Source organism: Rhodococcus sp. NPDC056960 (genome assembly GCF_042674125.1).
Lineage (GTDB): Bacteria > Actinomycetota > Actinomycetes > Mycobacteriales > Mycobacteriaceae > Rhodococcus_F.
The window spans coordinates 420,812-435,136 of record NZ_JBHURF010000003.1; the positions used below are offsets into that span (position 1 = coordinate 420,812).

The 14,325-nt window shown below is 67.6% G+C and carries 12 protein-coding genes and 1 pseudogene; 9 read left to right on the forward strand and 4 right to left on the reverse strand.

All coding sequences use genetic code 11. From position 1 onward, the window contains the following. The gene (locus ACFTWF_RS07130) at positions 1-1,278 is read right to left on the reverse strand and encodes an NAD(P)/FAD-dependent oxidoreductase (RefSeq protein ID WP_378460549.1); all 1,278 of its coding nucleotides are present in this window, start codon (positions 1,276-1,278) and stop codon (positions 1-3) included. A gap of 64 nt (positions 1,279-1,342) precedes the next feature. Beyond that, positions 1,343-2,506: a helix-turn-helix domain-containing protein gene (locus tag ACFTWF_RS07135; protein WP_378460550.1), complete on the reverse strand. Its 1,164-nt coding sequence runs from the start codon at positions 2,504-2,506 to the stop codon at positions 1,343-1,345. 147 nt (positions 2,507-2,653) lie between these two features. Between ACFTWF_RS07135 and ACFTWF_RS07140 the strand changes: the two genes are divergently transcribed. From ACFTWF_RS07140 to groL, 5 genes are all read left to right on the forward strand, one after another. Beyond that, positions 2,654-3,655, forward strand: coding sequence for a zinc-binding alcohol dehydrogenase family protein (locus tag ACFTWF_RS07140; RefSeq protein WP_378460570.1), 1,002 nt, complete (start codon positions 2,654-2,656; stop codon positions 3,653-3,655). 12 nt (positions 3,656-3,667) lie between these two features. Beyond that, positions 3,668-4,561: a universal stress protein gene (locus ACFTWF_RS07145; RefSeq protein ID WP_378460551.1), complete on the forward strand. Its 894-nt coding sequence runs from the start codon at positions 3,668-3,670 to the stop codon at positions 4,559-4,561. Positions 4,562-4,581: 20 nt separating this feature from the next. Beyond that, entirely contained in the window at positions 4,582-5,361 is a 780-nt protein-coding gene (locus ACFTWF_RS07150; RefSeq protein ID WP_378460552.1) for an HAD-IIA family hydrolase, read from the forward strand. An 80-nt stretch (positions 5,362-5,441) separates the two neighbouring features. Beyond that, positions 5,442-5,996, forward strand: a complete 555-nt coding sequence (locus ACFTWF_RS07155; protein WP_378460553.1) for a DUF6764 family protein — start codon at positions 5,442-5,444, stop codon at positions 5,994-5,996. A gap of 229 nt (positions 5,997-6,225) precedes the next feature. Then, positions 6,226-7,851 carry a chaperonin GroEL gene (gene groL, locus ACFTWF_RS07160; protein ID WP_378460554.1) on the forward strand — a complete coding sequence of 542 codons (1,626 nt, stop codon included), beginning with the start codon at positions 6,226-6,228 and terminating at the stop codon, positions 7,849-7,851. 118 nt (positions 7,852-7,969) lie between these two features. Here the strand turns inward: groL and ACFTWF_RS07165 are convergent, their stop codons facing one another. Continuing rightward, positions 7,970-8,176: a PspC domain-containing protein gene (locus tag ACFTWF_RS07165; protein WP_378460555.1), complete on the reverse strand. Its 207-nt coding sequence runs from the start codon at positions 8,174-8,176 to the stop codon at positions 7,970-7,972. A 150-nt stretch (positions 8,177-8,326) separates the two neighbouring features. Here ACFTWF_RS07165 and ppk2 point away from each other — a divergent pair, with 150 nt between their 5' ends. The 3 genes from ppk2 to ACFTWF_RS07180 all read left to right on the forward strand — a co-directional run bounded on the left by ppk2 (position 8,327) and on the right by ACFTWF_RS07180 (position 11,529). Beyond that, entirely contained in the window at positions 8,327-9,256 is a 930-nt protein-coding gene (ppk2, locus tag ACFTWF_RS07170) for a polyphosphate kinase 2 (RefSeq protein WP_378460556.1), read from the forward strand. Positions 9,257-9,578: 322 nt separating this feature from the next. After that, positions 9,579-10,622 carry an alpha/beta hydrolase gene (locus ACFTWF_RS07175; protein ID WP_378460557.1) on the forward strand — a complete coding sequence of 348 codons (1,044 nt, stop codon included), beginning with the start codon at positions 9,579-9,581 and terminating at the stop codon, positions 10,620-10,622. Positions 10,623-10,716: 94 nt separating this feature from the next. Continuing rightward, positions 10,717-11,529 carry an alpha/beta fold hydrolase gene (locus ACFTWF_RS07180; protein ID WP_378460558.1) on the forward strand — a complete coding sequence of 271 codons (813 nt, stop codon included), beginning with the start codon at positions 10,717-10,719 and terminating at the stop codon, positions 11,527-11,529. Positions 11,530-11,568: 39 nt separating this feature from the next. Here ACFTWF_RS07180 and ACFTWF_RS07185 read toward each other — a convergent pair. Further along, positions 11,569-13,596, reverse strand: a pseudogene (locus ACFTWF_RS07185) (prolyl oligopeptidase family protein); the annotation flags it as partial. 115 nt (positions 13,597-13,711) lie between these two features. Between ACFTWF_RS07185 and ACFTWF_RS07190 the strand changes: the two are divergent. Beyond that, on the forward strand, positions 13,712-14,325 hold a 614-nt coding region (locus ACFTWF_RS07190), incomplete at its 3' end, for an FAD-dependent oxidoreductase (protein WP_378460559.1).

Below are 14,325 nucleotides of genomic sequence, written 5' to 3' on the forward strand. Positions count from 1 at the left end.
CTACCGCAGCGGGTCGAAATGCCGCAGGACGCCGGAAACCTCGCCGCCGGTCATCGAGTCGGCCAGCATGCGCCCGGTGAGTGGCCCCAGCGCGATGCCCCACATTCCATGGCCGCCGGCCACGTGCACGCGCGGTGAGCGGGTGGCGCCGACGAGCGGAAGTCCGTCGGTTGTGCACGGCCGGGACCCGACCCATTCCTCCTCACGCGATTCCCAGTCGATGCCGGTGAACATGGGCGTCGCGGCCTCGATGATCGCCTGCACCCGGCGCGGGTCCAGCGGCGCGTCGGGACTGCGGAACTCCATCATCCCGGCGACGCGGAAACGGTCGTGGAGCGGCGTGCACGCCACCCGCTGGGTGGGGAAGTAGATCGGGTTCTTCGGCATCAGCCGCGGTTGGACGCTGAAGCTGTACCCGCGGCCGGCCTGGACCAGGGCGCGCACACCGAACGGGCGGGCGAGCGCGTTGAGGCGTGCTCCGCTCGCGATGACGACGGCGTCGGCGGACACCGCATCGCCGGTGGCCGGAACCAGCCGGACCCCCGACTGTCCCCGATCCTGCACCGCCGTCACGTCGAAGCCCGACACGATCTCGCCGCCCCGGGCCCGGACGGCGTCGGCGAGTGAGTGCACGAAGCGCGGCGGGTCGATGAATCGCTGATTGCGCAGCCGCAGACCGGAGTGCACGCCGTCGCCCAGACTCGGCTCCAGGGAGTGGATCTCGTCCCGGTCGAGGCGGTCGTACTCGACCTCGCCGCCCGCGGCCTCGACGTGACGGAACTCGTCGACGAGCGCTTCCCGGTCCTCGTCCGACTTGAACGCGGTGAGGAACGGGTCGGCCAGATGCGTGTGCTCCCGCACCCCGCCGTCCGCGAGTTCGTCGTAGGCGCCCAGGGCGATCCGGTTGACTTCGGCGTACACTGCCATCGCGTCCGCCCACCGGCTCGGCGTGCAGTGCCGGGCGAAACCGACGAGGAAACGCACCAGCCGCAGATCGGTCGTGAACGGAACGTAGACCGGCGACGACGGATTCAGCATCGCGCGCAGGCCGTACTTCAGCACTGCGGGTTCGGGCAGCGGCAGCGTCAAAGCCGGTGCGAGCCAACCCGCATTGCCCCACGACGCGTCGGCCGCGACACCCTTTCGGTCGACGACCGTCACCCGGACGCCGCGCTCCTGGAGGAACCACGCGGTGGACAAACCGACGACGCCTGCCCCGACGATCGCGACATGGTCCGGGCGCTTCACTGTGCTCATGACTCCATCATCGGTCGGCAACGACGCCGGGGGAGTAGCCGTTCGGCCAGTTCCCGACAGCGTCCCCTGTGCAATCGGCCAGGGGTCAGATAGTCCGCAGCCCGGCCAGCTTCAGGTGCAGCATCAGGATCAGCCGGGTGTCCGCGTCGGCCAGGTCCACGTCGCACGAATCGACGCAGCGCCGCAGCCGGTTCCGCAGGGTGTTGGGGTGCACGTGCAGGGCGGCGGCCGCATCGGCGACGTCGCCGCCGTGGGCGAGGAACGCGCGGGCCGTCGCCACGAGGTCGGTCCCGTGCTGCTCGTCGTGCCGGGTGAGCGCCGCGAGGGGTGTCAGGTCACCGAGCCCGTCGACGATGTCCGCGACCCGCAACGCCAGCACGGATGCGAGACTGTCCCGCATCGTCCCGACGACACCACCGGCTCGGCCGTGCTGCAGCACGGTGAGAACCCGGTCGGCGTCCCCACGCGACAGGTGGGCCTGACTGGCCGTGGCCACTTCCCGGCCGACGGCGACCACGAACGCGGGACCGCTGCGGGCGCGGCCGAGGAAATCCTCGGCGAGGCGCCGGACATCCTTCGCGGCCGCGGCGATGACCACGTAGATGACGTCGTCGAGCTGCGCGGCGACCGAGTCGACCGCCAGGGTGTCGAGGTACAGGCCGAGGGACGCGAGCAGCCCGGACGGCAACGGTCGCCCGATCGCGACGGGCGCGGCGGCCGCGACCGTGAGCCGTCCCTCCAACCGGAGGTCGTCGGCGGCGCGGAACGCGGGTTCCCCGCCGTTGATCAACGCGCGGACCCGGTCGACCTGCAGCCTGCGGGTCACGTCCACGCGCTCCCGTTCGGCCGCGATGTGTTCGGCGACGACGGGGACCGCGGACCGCAGGATCGATTCCTGCTCCGGGGTGGGCGGCGCGGACATCGCGGCCCAGATGGAACCGACCGGCCGATCGCCGTCGCGCACGGCGATCGCCGCGCGCGGCAGCACCTCGGGCACTCGGAGGTCGACATAGTGGACGTCCGTGTCGCGGTGCAATTGCTCGAACACCCCGGCGTCGGCGAGGAGCTGCCGGAATCGACCCGGCACCTGACGGCCGAGAATGGTGCCGATGCGTGCTTCGTCGACTGCCTGCTCGCCACTCGAATAGGCGAGCACCGTCGAGTTCTCGTCCTCGATGGTGATCGGGGCGCCGAGCAGTTCGGCCAGAGACTCCGCCACCGTGAACAGGTCTTCACCGCGCAGGTCCATGTGTGGAGCCTAGTGGCCGTGGACGGTCCGGCCGGGCCTTCGCCGGGACGCCGTGTCGCCCGAGACACGGGCCCTCAGGTCCTGGCGGTGGGTACTCGTCACGGGCATTGTGGGGGTATGGCGGCGACGCAGGGCGGAACCGGGACGATGGCCGCGTGGCGTGTGGTCGCGCCGGGCCCCGTCTCGGGCCGTCCTCTCGAACTCGGCCGTGACGCGATTCCCGCGCCGGAGCCGGGGGAACTTCTCGTGAGGGTTCTGGCGTGCGGAGTGTGCCGCACCGACCTTCATGTGACCGAAGGTGATCTGCCCGTGCACCGGCCCCGCGTGACCCCCGGTCACGAAGTGGTGGGTGAGGTTGCCGCACTGGGGGATTCGGCAGGCGAGTCGTTCGCCGTCGGGGATCGGGTGGGCATCGCCTGGTTGCGCTACACCTGCGGGCGCTGCGCCGCGTGCCTGCGGGGCGCCGAAAACCTGTGCAGGCAGTCGCGGTACACCGGCTGGGACGCGGACGGCGGGTACGCCGAGTACGCGACGGTCCCGGCCGGCTACGCGCTGCGCCTCCCCGGCGGGTATGCGGACACCGAACTGGCCCCGCTGCTGTGCGCCGGGATCATCGGCTACCGGGCACTCGAGCGTGCCGCGGTCCCGGACGGCGGGGCACTGGGCATCTACGGGTTCGGCGGCAGTGCCCACCTCACCGCCCAGGTCGCGTTGACCCGGGGCGCCCGGGTGCACGTCATGACCCGAGGGGCGCAGGCCCGCGAACTCGCGGAGCGCCTCGGGGTGACGTCCGTGCAGGAGGTGCGTGACACGCCACCCGAACCGCTCGATTCCGCGATCCTGTTCGCGCCGGTCGGCGATCTGGTGCCCGTCGCGATGGAGGCGCTCGCCGACGGCGGCACCCTCGCCGTCGCCGGGATCCACCTCACCGACATCCCCGCGCTCGACTATCAGCGGCACCTGTTCCGGGAACGGCAGATCCGCAGCGTCACCGCCAATACTCGTTCGGACTCCGCCGACTTCCTCCGCATCGCAGCCGAACACCGGCTGAGTATCGACGTCCATCCGTACCCACTCGACCGCGCCGATCGGGCCCTGCGTGACCTGGCCGGCGGAAAATTCAGCGGTGCAGCAGTTCTCGAGCCGTAGAGGGAGAGAGATATGAGCGGACATGCAGGGGCGCCGGTGGTCGTCGGTGTCGACGGTTCCCGGGCCGCGCTCGACGCGGCACGCTGGGCAGCGGGGGCGGCGGTCCGGCTGGGTGCCCCACTCCTGCTCGCCCACACCTACCCGGACGAGGCCACGTTCTACAACGGCACCGCCATGATGATCGACGCCCAGTTCATTCAGGAACTGCGCGAGGACGGCAGTGCGATGCTCGACGCCGCCACCGCCGCCGCCGAGCAGGACCATCCCGGTCTCGTGGTCGAACGGGACGTCCGGTCGGGGACGGCGGCGTCCCACCTGATCGAGCTGTCGCGGGCTGCGCGGATGGTGGCGCTCGGCGCGCAGGGAGCCGGCGCCGTCACCGACTACCTACTCGGGTCCACGGTCCTGCGCACGGTCAACAACGCGCACAGCCCGGTCGCGGTGGTCCGGGGCTCGCTCGGGGTCGAGTCCCCCGACAGTCGCCCGATCGTCGTCGGAGTGGACGGCAGCCAGGTCAGCGAGACGGCGGTCGACGAGGCATTCGGGCTTGCATCGTCGTTCGGGGTCGGGCTGACCGCGGTGCACGCGTGGAGCGGGGAGAAACAGCACGGACTCGCGCATGCGTCGAAATACGTCGACTGGTCCGCCTACGAGGAAGCGGTGAAGGCGGTCGTGTCCGAAAGCCTCGCCGGCGTCCGGGACGAGTACCCGGACGTGCCCGTCGAGGCGCTGTCCACGCAGGGTGCGCCTGCCGACGTGCTGCTGCGGCACGCCGCAACGGCGCAACTGCTGGTGGTCGGCAGCCACGGCCGGGGCAAGGTGATGGGCGCGCTGCTCGGATCGGTGAGCCAGAATCTGGTGCACCACGCTCCCTGTCCGGTCCTCGTCTGCCGGACTCGGCAGTGACGCCGGGATAGGCTCCTGTCATGGCTGGGGTCGAGGGTGTCCTGCTCGATATCGACGGTGTGCTGGTTACTTCGTGGCATCCGATCGACGGTGCCGCTGCCGCGGTGCGCGAGGTGCGTGAGCGCGGGCTCGCGTGCGCCTACCTCACCAATACGACGTCCCGCACGTGCGACGAGATCGCCGACGCCCTGCGGTCGGCGGGCATCGAGGCGGACTCCGGCGAGATCGTCACCGCGGCCAGACTCACGGCCGAGTACGTGCGGTCGACCTACCCGGGGTCGCGGGCCTGGGTCCTCAACAGCGGCGACATCACAGCCGACCTGTCGGGGATCGAACTGGACGACGAGAACCCGGAGGTGGTGATCCTCGGTGGTGCCGGGCCGGAATTCACCCACGAGGCGCTGAGCCGGGTGGTGGAGTTGATGCTCGACGGCGTTCCCGTCGTCGCGATGCACCGGGGCACCACGTGGGCCACCCACGACGGGCTGCGCATCGACACGGGCACCTACCTCCCGGGCATGGAAGAGGTCGCGGGAACGAATGTCGTGTCGGTGGGCAAGCCGTCGCTCGCGGCGTTCCTCACCGCCACCGATCTGATGGGGACGGGACCGGACGTGACGGTGATGGTCGGTGACGATCTGACGGGCGACGTCCTGGCCGCGCAACGGGTCGGACTCACCGGCGTTCTGGTGCGGACGGGTAAGTTCCGGCAGTCGATTCTGGACCTCGTCGCGCAGCGACCGGACCACGTCCTCGACTCGGTCGCGCAGCTGCCGAAGCTCCTCGACGAACTCGCCTGACCGCGGTCCGGGACTAAGCGGCCGTGAGCGGGTAGTCTCGCGGCGAATCCTCCAATTCGACGTTCCCAGAAGGAGCTTCCATGCTCGCTGTCTCCACGCCCGCCACCTCGCCCGCCTCGGCTTCTCGTACTCGTATCTCTTCTCTGTTCGGCCGTCGGCTGGCACGTGTGGGAGCGGCGATGGCAGTGGGTCTGGGCGTCGCGGCGGGAATCTCGGTGGCCGGTGCAGGCGTCGCCGGTGCTGCCCCCGTCAACTGCGTGTCCCCGCCGTCGGCCAACGACGTCCAGGTGTCGGAGACCGCCAGCTGCGGCGCGAAGGCGACCGAAGCCGGCGTGGCCCACGCGATGGCCGCGGACAGCGGCACCGCGGTGAGCGTCGCCAACGGGCACAGCGGCGCCACCACTTACGCCAACGGATACGGGACGTCCCTCGGTGCGTCGACGGGCTCGGGCCAGGCGTATGCGGTCTCGCTCGGCGGCGGCATCGCCCGTTCCGGCGCGGCCGACGGCACCACCACCGTCGCGATCGCCGGCTGGGGTTCGGGTGCGACGGCGGACGCGAACGGCGTGGACTGCGTCGGCGCACTGTCCCTCGCCTTCAACGTGAACACCGGTCAGGTCTGCGCGATGCGCTGATCGCCCCGGCGCATCGCTTCCGTCCCGACCTTGCACTCACCTTGTCCGAGTGCTAAAAATGCACTTGGCACTCACGACGCGTGAGTGCCAGGTCGGGACGGTGAGACCGGGAACCAAAGACACCCCTGGTCGTCCGTCGCGGGCACCGAACTCGGCCGAAGGCGTAAATGAGGCGACCCGACTAGCGGTCGCCTTGTGTGTCACCCCCAATCCGGAGGATCACTTCGCAATGGCCAAGATCATCGCGTTCGACGAAGAGGCCCGTCGCGGCCTCGAGCGGGGACTCAACGCCCTCGCCGACGCAGTCAAGGTGACGTTGGGCCCCAAGGGTCGCAACGTCGTGCTCGAAAAGAAGTGGGGCGCCCCCACGATCACCAACGATGGTGTGTCCATCGCCAAGGAGATCGAGCTCGAGGACCCCTACGAGAAGATCGGTGCCGAGCTGGTCAAGGAGGTCGCCAAGAAGACTGACGACGTCGCCGGCGACGGAACCACCACCGCCACCGTTCTCGCCCAGGCGCTCGTCCGCGAGGGTCTCCGCAACGTCGCTGCCGGCGCCAACCCGCTGGGTCTGAAGCGCGGCATCGAGAAGGCCGTCGAGGCCGTCACGGTGCGTCTGCTCGAGACCGCCAAGGAGATCGACACCAAGGAGCAGATCGCTGCTACCGCTGGTATCTCCGCAGGCGACGCGTCCATCGGCGAGCTCATCGCCGAGGCCATGGACAAGGTCGGCAAGGAAGGCGTCATCACGGTCGAGGAGTCCAACACCTTCGGCCTGCAGCTCGAGCTCACCGAGGGCATGCGCTTCGACAAGGGCTACATCTCGGCGTACTTCGCCACCGATCCGGAGCGTCAGGAAGCCGTCCTCGAAGACGCGTACATCCTGCTCGTGAGCTCCAAGATCTCCACGGTCAAGGACCTGCTGCCGCTGCTGGAGAAGGTCATCCAGTCCGGCAAGCCGTTGGTCATCATCGCCGAGGACGTCGAGGGCGAAGCCCTGTCCACCCTGGTGGTCAACAAGATCCGTGGCACCTTCAAGTCCGTGGCCGTCAAGGCCCCCGGCTTCGGTGACCGTCGCAAGGCTCAGCTCGCCGACATCGCCATCCTCACCGGTGGCGAGGTCATCAGCGAAGAGGTCGGCCTCTCCCTGGAGACCGCCGGACTCGAGCTGCTCGGCCAGGCACGCAAGGTCGTCATCACCAAGGACGAGACCACCATCGTCGAGGGCGCGGGAGATCCCGAGGCCATCGCCGGTCGCGTGTCCCAGATCCGCGCCGAGATCGAGAACAGCGACTCCGACTACGACCGCGAGAAGCTGCAGGAGCGCCTGGCCAAGCTGGCCGGTGGCGTTGCAGTCATCAAGGCCGGCGCTGCCACCGAGGTGGAGCTCAAGGAGCGCAAGCACCGCATCGAAGATGCCGTGCGCAACGCGAAGGCTGCCGTCGAAGAGGGCATCGTCGCCGGTGGTGGCGTCGCTCTGCTGCAGTCGGCTCCGGCTCTGGACGACCTGAAGCTCGAAGGTGACGAGTCGACCGGTGCGAACATCGTTCGCGTCGCCCTCGAAGCGCCGCTGAAGCAGATCGCCTTCAACGCGGGCCTCGAGCCCGGCGTCGTTGCCGAGAAGGTCCGCAACCTGCCCGCAGGTCACGGCCTCAACGCTGCCAACAACGAGTACGGCGACCTGCTCGAAGCCGGCATCAACGACCCGGTCAAGGTCACCCGCTCCGCGCTGCAGAACGCAGCGTCCATCGCGGCTCTGTTCCTGACCACCGAGGCCGTCGTCGCCGACAAGCCGGAGAAGGCCGGAGCGCCCGTGGGCGACCCGACCGGCGGCATGGGCGGTATGGACTTCTAAAGGCGGGTACGCCTCCCGTGAGCGGCTGAGGAGTCCTCGGACTCGCCCGCCACTCACGGGCACGAAGTGCTCCGAAAGAGCCCGGGACACCAACTGGTGTCCCGGGCTCTTTCTCGTCTCAGTGGCCGGCAGGCATCAGCATCCAGGCGGCGAGGTAGACGAGGGCCGCGGTGCCGCCGGTGACCAGAGTGGCCACCACGGTGAGCAGGCGGACGAGGTTGACGTCCACGGAGAAGTATTCGGCGACGCCGCCGCAGACGCCTGCGAGCATCTTCTGGCTGTCGGAACGGATGAACTGGCGGGGAGTGTTGCTGTCGAATGTCATGCCTCCATCCTGGTCGGAGTGGCAGGCCGGCACCATCGGGATGTACCCCGATCTCTACCCTGGACTTTCACCCTGAGCCGCGCGCCGTGCCGTCCCTTCGTTCACGTCTGCGACACCGCGACGATGCCTGGGGTGGTTAGATTTCGGCGCATGACTGACATCGAGGAACGTCCGGGTTTCCTCAGCGCCTTCGCGGATCTGTCCACCGCCGTCGATCTGCGGGACACCTCCGCGTTCACCGTCAACGACGAGGACGACGACGATCCGGTTCTGCTCACCGCGCCGGACGGATTGATCGTCGACACGTGGCGGGAGGGCTACCCGTACTCGGAGCGCATGCCGCGCGACGAATACGAGTCCGCGAAACGTCTGCTCCAGATCGAACTGCTCAAATTCCAGAACTGGGTGAAGGACACGGGCCGCCGCCACGTCATCCTGTTCGAGGGGCGCGACGCCGCGGGCAAGGGCGGCACGATCAAGCGCTTCATGGAACACCTCAATCCTCGCGGCGCTCAGGTGGTGGCGCTGGAGAAGCCCTCGGACCGTGAATCGTCGCAGTGGTACTTCCAGCGCTACGTTCAGCACCTGCCGGCCGCCGGCGAGATCGTGCTGTTCGACCGTTCCTGGTACAACCGCGCCGGGGTCGAGAGGGTGATGGGCTTCTGCACCGAGGAGCAGTACTCCCGGTTCCTGCATCAGGCGCCGCTGTTCGAGCAGATGCTGGTCGACGAAGGCATCAGCCTGGTCAAGCTGTGGTTCTCGGTGTCGCCGCTCGAACAGCGCACCCGATTCGCCATCCGTCAGGTCGATCCGGTGCGCCAATGGAAATTGTCCCCGATGGACATTGCCTCGCTGGACAAATGGTCGGCTTATACCGCAGCCAAAGAAGATATGTTTCGTTTCACGGATACTGATATCACACCGTGGACTGTCATCAAGAGCAACGACAAGAAAAGGGCCCGTATCAATGGCATGAAGTATGTTTTGTCGCTGTTCGATTACGAGAACAAGGATCTCGACGTGGTCGGCACGGTAGACCCGCTGGTAGTGGGCCGTGCGAGTGAGGTAATTGGGGAATAACCAGGCAATCAAACAGTGGACGCCTGCGTAACAGTTCGAAATGTTATGAAATTTTTCTTTGGCTGATGCTTCGCGTCCGGTACAAAGGACGAAGCGTCATGAAGGGCGCGGAGCAAAACCCAACACGACGATCAGGAGTTTTTATGTTCTCTTCGGAAATCATGAGCTTTCTGCAGATCATTCAGACCCTGCTGCCCCTCCTCTCCGGATCAATGGGGGGATAGACCCGAACTTCACTGACACTGGGGCCCACATGCGACACTGTGGGCCCCAGTTCGGTGCTCGGACGGTGTGCGAGCAGCGCCCAGACGGAAGGTGAAGGATGGTCAACCGCACTGCAGCGGGTAGGTACGGGGTCAGGGTGGCGCTCGCGGTCGCGCTGACAGCGGCGATTCCCTGCCTCGGAGTCCAGGCGTCCGCCTCCGCCGATCCCGCGGAGGGCACGGTCGTCGCGGCCGGTGGCTCCCACCTGGTGAGCACCGACAAGATCGACGACCGCCAATTGACCATGCGCGTGTACTCGGCGTCGATGGACCGGGACATCCCGTTGCGGGTGATCACCCCTGCGGACACGAGCGCACCGAGGCCCACGCTGTACCTGCTCAACGGGGCGGGCGGCGGGGAGGACTCCGCCACGTGGCAGGCCAAGACCGATGTCGTCGGCTTCTTCGCCGACAAGAACGTCAACGTCGTCACGCCCATGGAGGGCGCGTTCAGTTACTACACGGACTGGGAGAAGACCGACCCGGAACTGGGCAACAACAAGTGGACGACGTTCCTCACGCAGGAACTGCCACCGATCGTCGATTCGGCGCTCGGAACGAACGGCGTCAATTCGATCGCCGGAATCTCGATGGCGGGTAGCTCCGTGCTGAGTCTGGCCCAGTCGGCTCCGGACCTGTACAAGAGCGTCGGGGCGTACAGCGGCTGCGCGATGACGAGCACGGACCCCGGCCGCACGTACGTACGCATGGTCGTCGAGGGCCGCGGCGGCGGCGACAGCTCCAACATGTGGGGACCGATCGACGGACCGGGCTGGGTAGCGAACGACCCGTACATCAACGCGGAGAAGCTGCGCGGACTCGACATCTACGTCAGCAACGGCACGGGTCTTCCCGGCCCCGGCGACCAGCTGAACGGACCGGGGATCAACGGGGACGTCGGCACGCTCGCCAACCAGATCCTCCTCGGCGGCGCCATCGAGGCCGCCACCAACCAGTGCACCCATGCCCTGGCTGACAAGCTGAACGAACTCCAGATCCCCGCGACGTTCGATTTCCGGCCCACCGGCACGCACTCGTGGTCGTACTGGGAAGAGGACCTCCACAAGTCGTGGCCGATGCTCGCAGCGTCGATCGGCTTGTAGCTTCCGGTCTCGGAAGCGACTCGACCCCCGCAGATCCCGGATCTGCGGGGGTCGAGCCGTCTAGTCTGACGAAGTGGAGACCGTACCGATCCAGATGCCCGACGGAACTACCACTCCGGTCCGCTTGTTTCCCGGACCCGACGAGGCCCCCGTTGTCGTGGTGTTTCCCGGCCTGGGAATTCCCGCCGGCTACTACGAACCGTTCGCCGAGGAACTGGTGTCCCGCGGTTTCAACGCGGCGATCGGCGAGCTCCGCGGGCAGGGCGACAGTCGCCCCCGCCCGAGCAGTTCCAGCACGTACGGCTACCAGGAACTGGTGGCCCTCGACTTTCCCGCGATCTTCGAAGTGGTGCGGGAACGGTTTCCCGCGGCGACGCCATTCCTGTTGGGACACAGCATGGGCGGTCAGCTCGGCGTGATGTACGCCGCCCGGATCCGGGGCCGGCTCGGCGGGATCGCGCTCGTGGCGTCGGGGTCGCCGTACCACCGAGGATTTCCCGGAATACACGCCCCGCGGCTGCTGGTGGGTGCTGCTGCGATGTCGATGACGGCCAATCTGGCGGGGTTCTGGCCCGGCGACAAACTCGACATCGGCGGGTTCGGGCGGCAGTCGAAGGTGCTCATCACCGATTGGTCGCGATTCGCCCGCACCGGCAAGATCGAACCCGACGGCGCCGACATCGACTACGAGGAACGCATCGCGCGGCTGAAGCTGCCCGTGCTGTCCGTGACCGTCGAGGGTGACGATCTGGCGCCGGCGTCGTCGGCGAAGAACCTTCTCGCGAAGCTGCCCGACGCGGACGTCACCCTGTGGCACCAGCCGCAGCCGCTGGGCCACAACGGATGGATCCGCGACCCGGCGAGCACCGTCGACCGGATCGCGGAGTGGATCCACGACCACACCTGACCCGTGAGTACTTGTTAACCGCCGGCGGTTAACAAGTACTCACGGGCGGGTGAGCATCTCCCACAGGAAAGTGAAGGTCAGGGCCGACTTGAATGCGGCCTGCGCGTTGTCGGCGGCGCCGCCATGGCCGCCCTCGATGTTCTCGTAATACCAGACCTCGTGGCCTTGCTCCTCGAGCAGCGCGGTCATCTTGCGGGCGTGGCCCGGGTGGACACGATCGTCCCGGGTGGAGGTGGTGACGAGAATCGGCGGGTAGTCCGCGGTCGCGCTGGTGTTCTGATACGGCGAGTATTCGCTGATGAACTTCCAGTCGTCCGGGTCGTCCGGGTCGCCGTATTCGGCCATCCACGACGCCCCGGCGAGCAGCAGGTGGTACCGCTTCATGTCGAGGAGCGGCACCTGGCACACGATCGCGCCGAACAGTTCCGGGTAGCGGGTGAGCATGACGCCCATGAGAAGTCCGCCGTTGCTGCCGCCCTGGATCCCGAGTTGTTTCGCCGTGGTGATGCCCCGGGTCACGAGGTCGCGGGCGACCGCCGCGAAGTCCTCGAACACTTTGTGGCGGCCCTCGCGGATCGCCTGGGTGTGCCACGACGGACCGTATTCGCCGCCGCCGCGGATGTTCGCGACGACGTAGGCGCCGCCCCGTTCGAGCCACGCGAACCCGACCGAACCGCTGTACCCCGGAACCATCGAGTTCTCGAACCCGCCGTACCCGTACAGCATGGTGGGGCAGGGGCCGGTGACGTCGTCGCGGCGCACCACGAAATAGGGGATCTCGGTTCCGTCGTCGGACACCGCGAAATGCTGCAATACGGACATGCCGTCCGCGTCGAAGAACGACGGCGCCTGCTTCACCGCCTCCAGCGGACCGCCGACCGTGCCGTACAGCAGGGTCGCCGGGGTGGTGAAGCCGCTGGAGTTGACGAAGAAGCTGTCGCCGGTGCGTGCGTCGGTGCTGATGATCCCGCTCGCCGTCAGTTCGGGCACACCGTCGAGCGGCTTCTCCTCCCACCCCGTGTCGGTCGGGGTGAGCACCGACAGCTTGGTCTGGACGTCCGACAGTCGCACGAGAAGCAGGTGGTTCCGGGTCCACGTTCCCTGCTCGAGGGAGGTGTGCTCGTCCGGGGTGAACAGGGGAGTCAGCTCGCGTGACCCGGCGAGGAAGTCGGCGTAGTTCGCGATGAGCAGCGACCCGGCCGGGTAGACGGTGCCGTCCACGTCCCAATCGGTGCGCGGACGGATGGTCAGCCACTCGCGGTACACGGCCGAGCCCGCGTCGTCCGGGGTGTCGATCCGGACCTTCGACCCGTCCGGGAGCAGTTGGTAGCGCTCGGAGTTGTAGAAGTCCATGGACCGGCCGACGAAGTGCCGCTCGTATCCGGGGGTGTCGTCGTACGACGCACCGACGGACACGTCGGTGGTCTCGCCCTCGAAGACGGTGACCGCGTCGGCGAGCGGGGTGCCGCGATGCCAGCGCTTCGCGATCCTCGGGTAGCCGGAGTCGGTCATCGAGCCCTCGCCGAAATCGGTTCCGACGTACACGGTGTCCGTGTCGATCCAGCTGATGCTGGTCTTCGCCTCGGGGACGTCGAATGCGTTCTCGCCGCCGACGAATTCACGCTTCTCGATGTCGAATTCGCGCACCACGGACGCGTCGGCGCCACCACGCGAGAACGACAGCAGGGCCCGCGTCTGCTCCGGTCGCAGCACGGTGGCGCCGGCCCACACCCAGTTCTCGCCCTCGCGCTCGGCGAGCGCGTCGACGTCGAGCAGAACGTCCCAATCGGGGGTGTCGGTGCGGTACTGCTCCAGCGTGGTCCGGCGCCAGATGCCGCGTTTGTGTTCGCCGTCGCGCCAGAAGTTGTACAGGTACTCGCCCCGCATCCCGGCGTAGGGGATCCGGTCGTCGGTGTCGAGGACGTCCAGGATCCGGCTCTCGAGCGCGGAGAACGCGGCGTTCTCGGTGTACTCGGCGAGGGTGCGGGCGTTACGCTCCCGCACCCAGTCGAGTGACCGGTCCGCGGTGACATCTTCGAGCCAGAGGAAGGGATCCGTCATGGCGTCATTCTTGCAGGAGGTGTCGCTGGTCGCGGCAGCAAACGTGTGACGGGTGAGGCTACCCGCGGGTAATACGACCGCGGTGCGACAGCGATTCCGGACGGGACTACCCTGAACAACCGTGACCTCACACTATGACGTCGTTGTCCTCGGAGCCGGTCCCGGTGGGTACGTCGCTGCTATCCGCGCGGCACAACTCGGACTGAGCACTGCCATCATCGAGCAGAAGTACTGGGGTGGTGTGTGCCTGAACGCGGGCTGCATCCCCTCGAAGGCTCTTCTCCGCAATGCCGAATTGGCGCATCTCTTCACAAAAGAGGCCAAGCTGTTCGGTATCTCGGGTGAGGCGTCCTTCGACTTCGGCGCCGCGTTCGACCGCAGCCGCAAGGTTGCCGAGGGCCGCGTCAAGGGCATCCACTTCTTGATGAAGAAGAACAAGATCCCCGAGTACGACGGCAAGGGCACCTTCACCGACGCCAACACCATCGAGGTGGAGCTCACCAAGGGCGGCACCGAGACGGTCACGTTCGACAACGCGATCATCGCCACCGGCAGCACCACCAAGCTGCTGCCCGGCACCTCGCTGAGCAAGAACGTCGTCACCTACGAAGAGCAGATCATGACCCGGGAGCTGCCCGGATCGATCCTCATCGTCGGCGCCGGCGCCATCGGCATGGAGTTCGGCTATGTCCTGCGCAACTACGGGGTCGACGTCACCATCGTCGAGTTCCTCGA

Bases quoted from the DNA above. Each gene is read 5' to 3' on its own strand.
- ppk2 (WP_378460556.1), top strand. From the start codon at position 8,327: ATGACTGACATCGAGGAACGTCCGGGTTTCCTCAGCGCCTTCGCGGAT.
- ACFTWF_RS07135 (WP_378460550.1), bottom strand. From the start codon at position 2,506: ATGGACCTGCGCGGTGAAGACCTGTTCACGGTGGCGGAGTCTCTGGCC.
- ACFTWF_RS07165 (WP_378460555.1), bottom strand. From the start codon at position 8,176: ATGACATTCGACAGCAACACTCCCCGCCAGTTCATCCGTTCCGACAGC.
- ACFTWF_RS07145 (WP_378460551.1), top strand. From the start codon at position 3,668: ATGAGCGGACATGCAGGGGCGCCGGTGGTCGTCGGTGTCGACGGTTCC.
- ACFTWF_RS07175 (WP_378460557.1), top strand. From the start codon at position 9,579: ATGGTCAACCGCACTGCAGCGGGTAGGTACGGGGTCAGGGTGGCGCTC.
- ACFTWF_RS07140 (WP_378460570.1), top strand. From the start codon at position 2,654: ATGGCCGCGTGGCGTGTGGTCGCGCCGGGCCCCGTCTCGGGCCGTCCT.
- groL (WP_378460554.1), top strand. From the start codon at position 6,226: ATGGCCAAGATCATCGCGTTCGACGAAGAGGCCCGTCGCGGCCTCGAG.
- ACFTWF_RS07155 (WP_378460553.1), top strand. From the start codon at position 5,442: ATGCTCGCTGTCTCCACGCCCGCCACCTCGCCCGCCTCGGCTTCTCGT.
- ACFTWF_RS07180 (WP_378460558.1), top strand. From the start codon at position 10,717: ATGCCCGACGGAACTACCACTCCGGTCCGCTTGTTTCCCGGACCCGAC.
- ACFTWF_RS07150 (WP_378460552.1), top strand. From the start codon at position 4,582: ATGGCTGGGGTCGAGGGTGTCCTGCTCGATATCGACGGTGTGCTGGTT.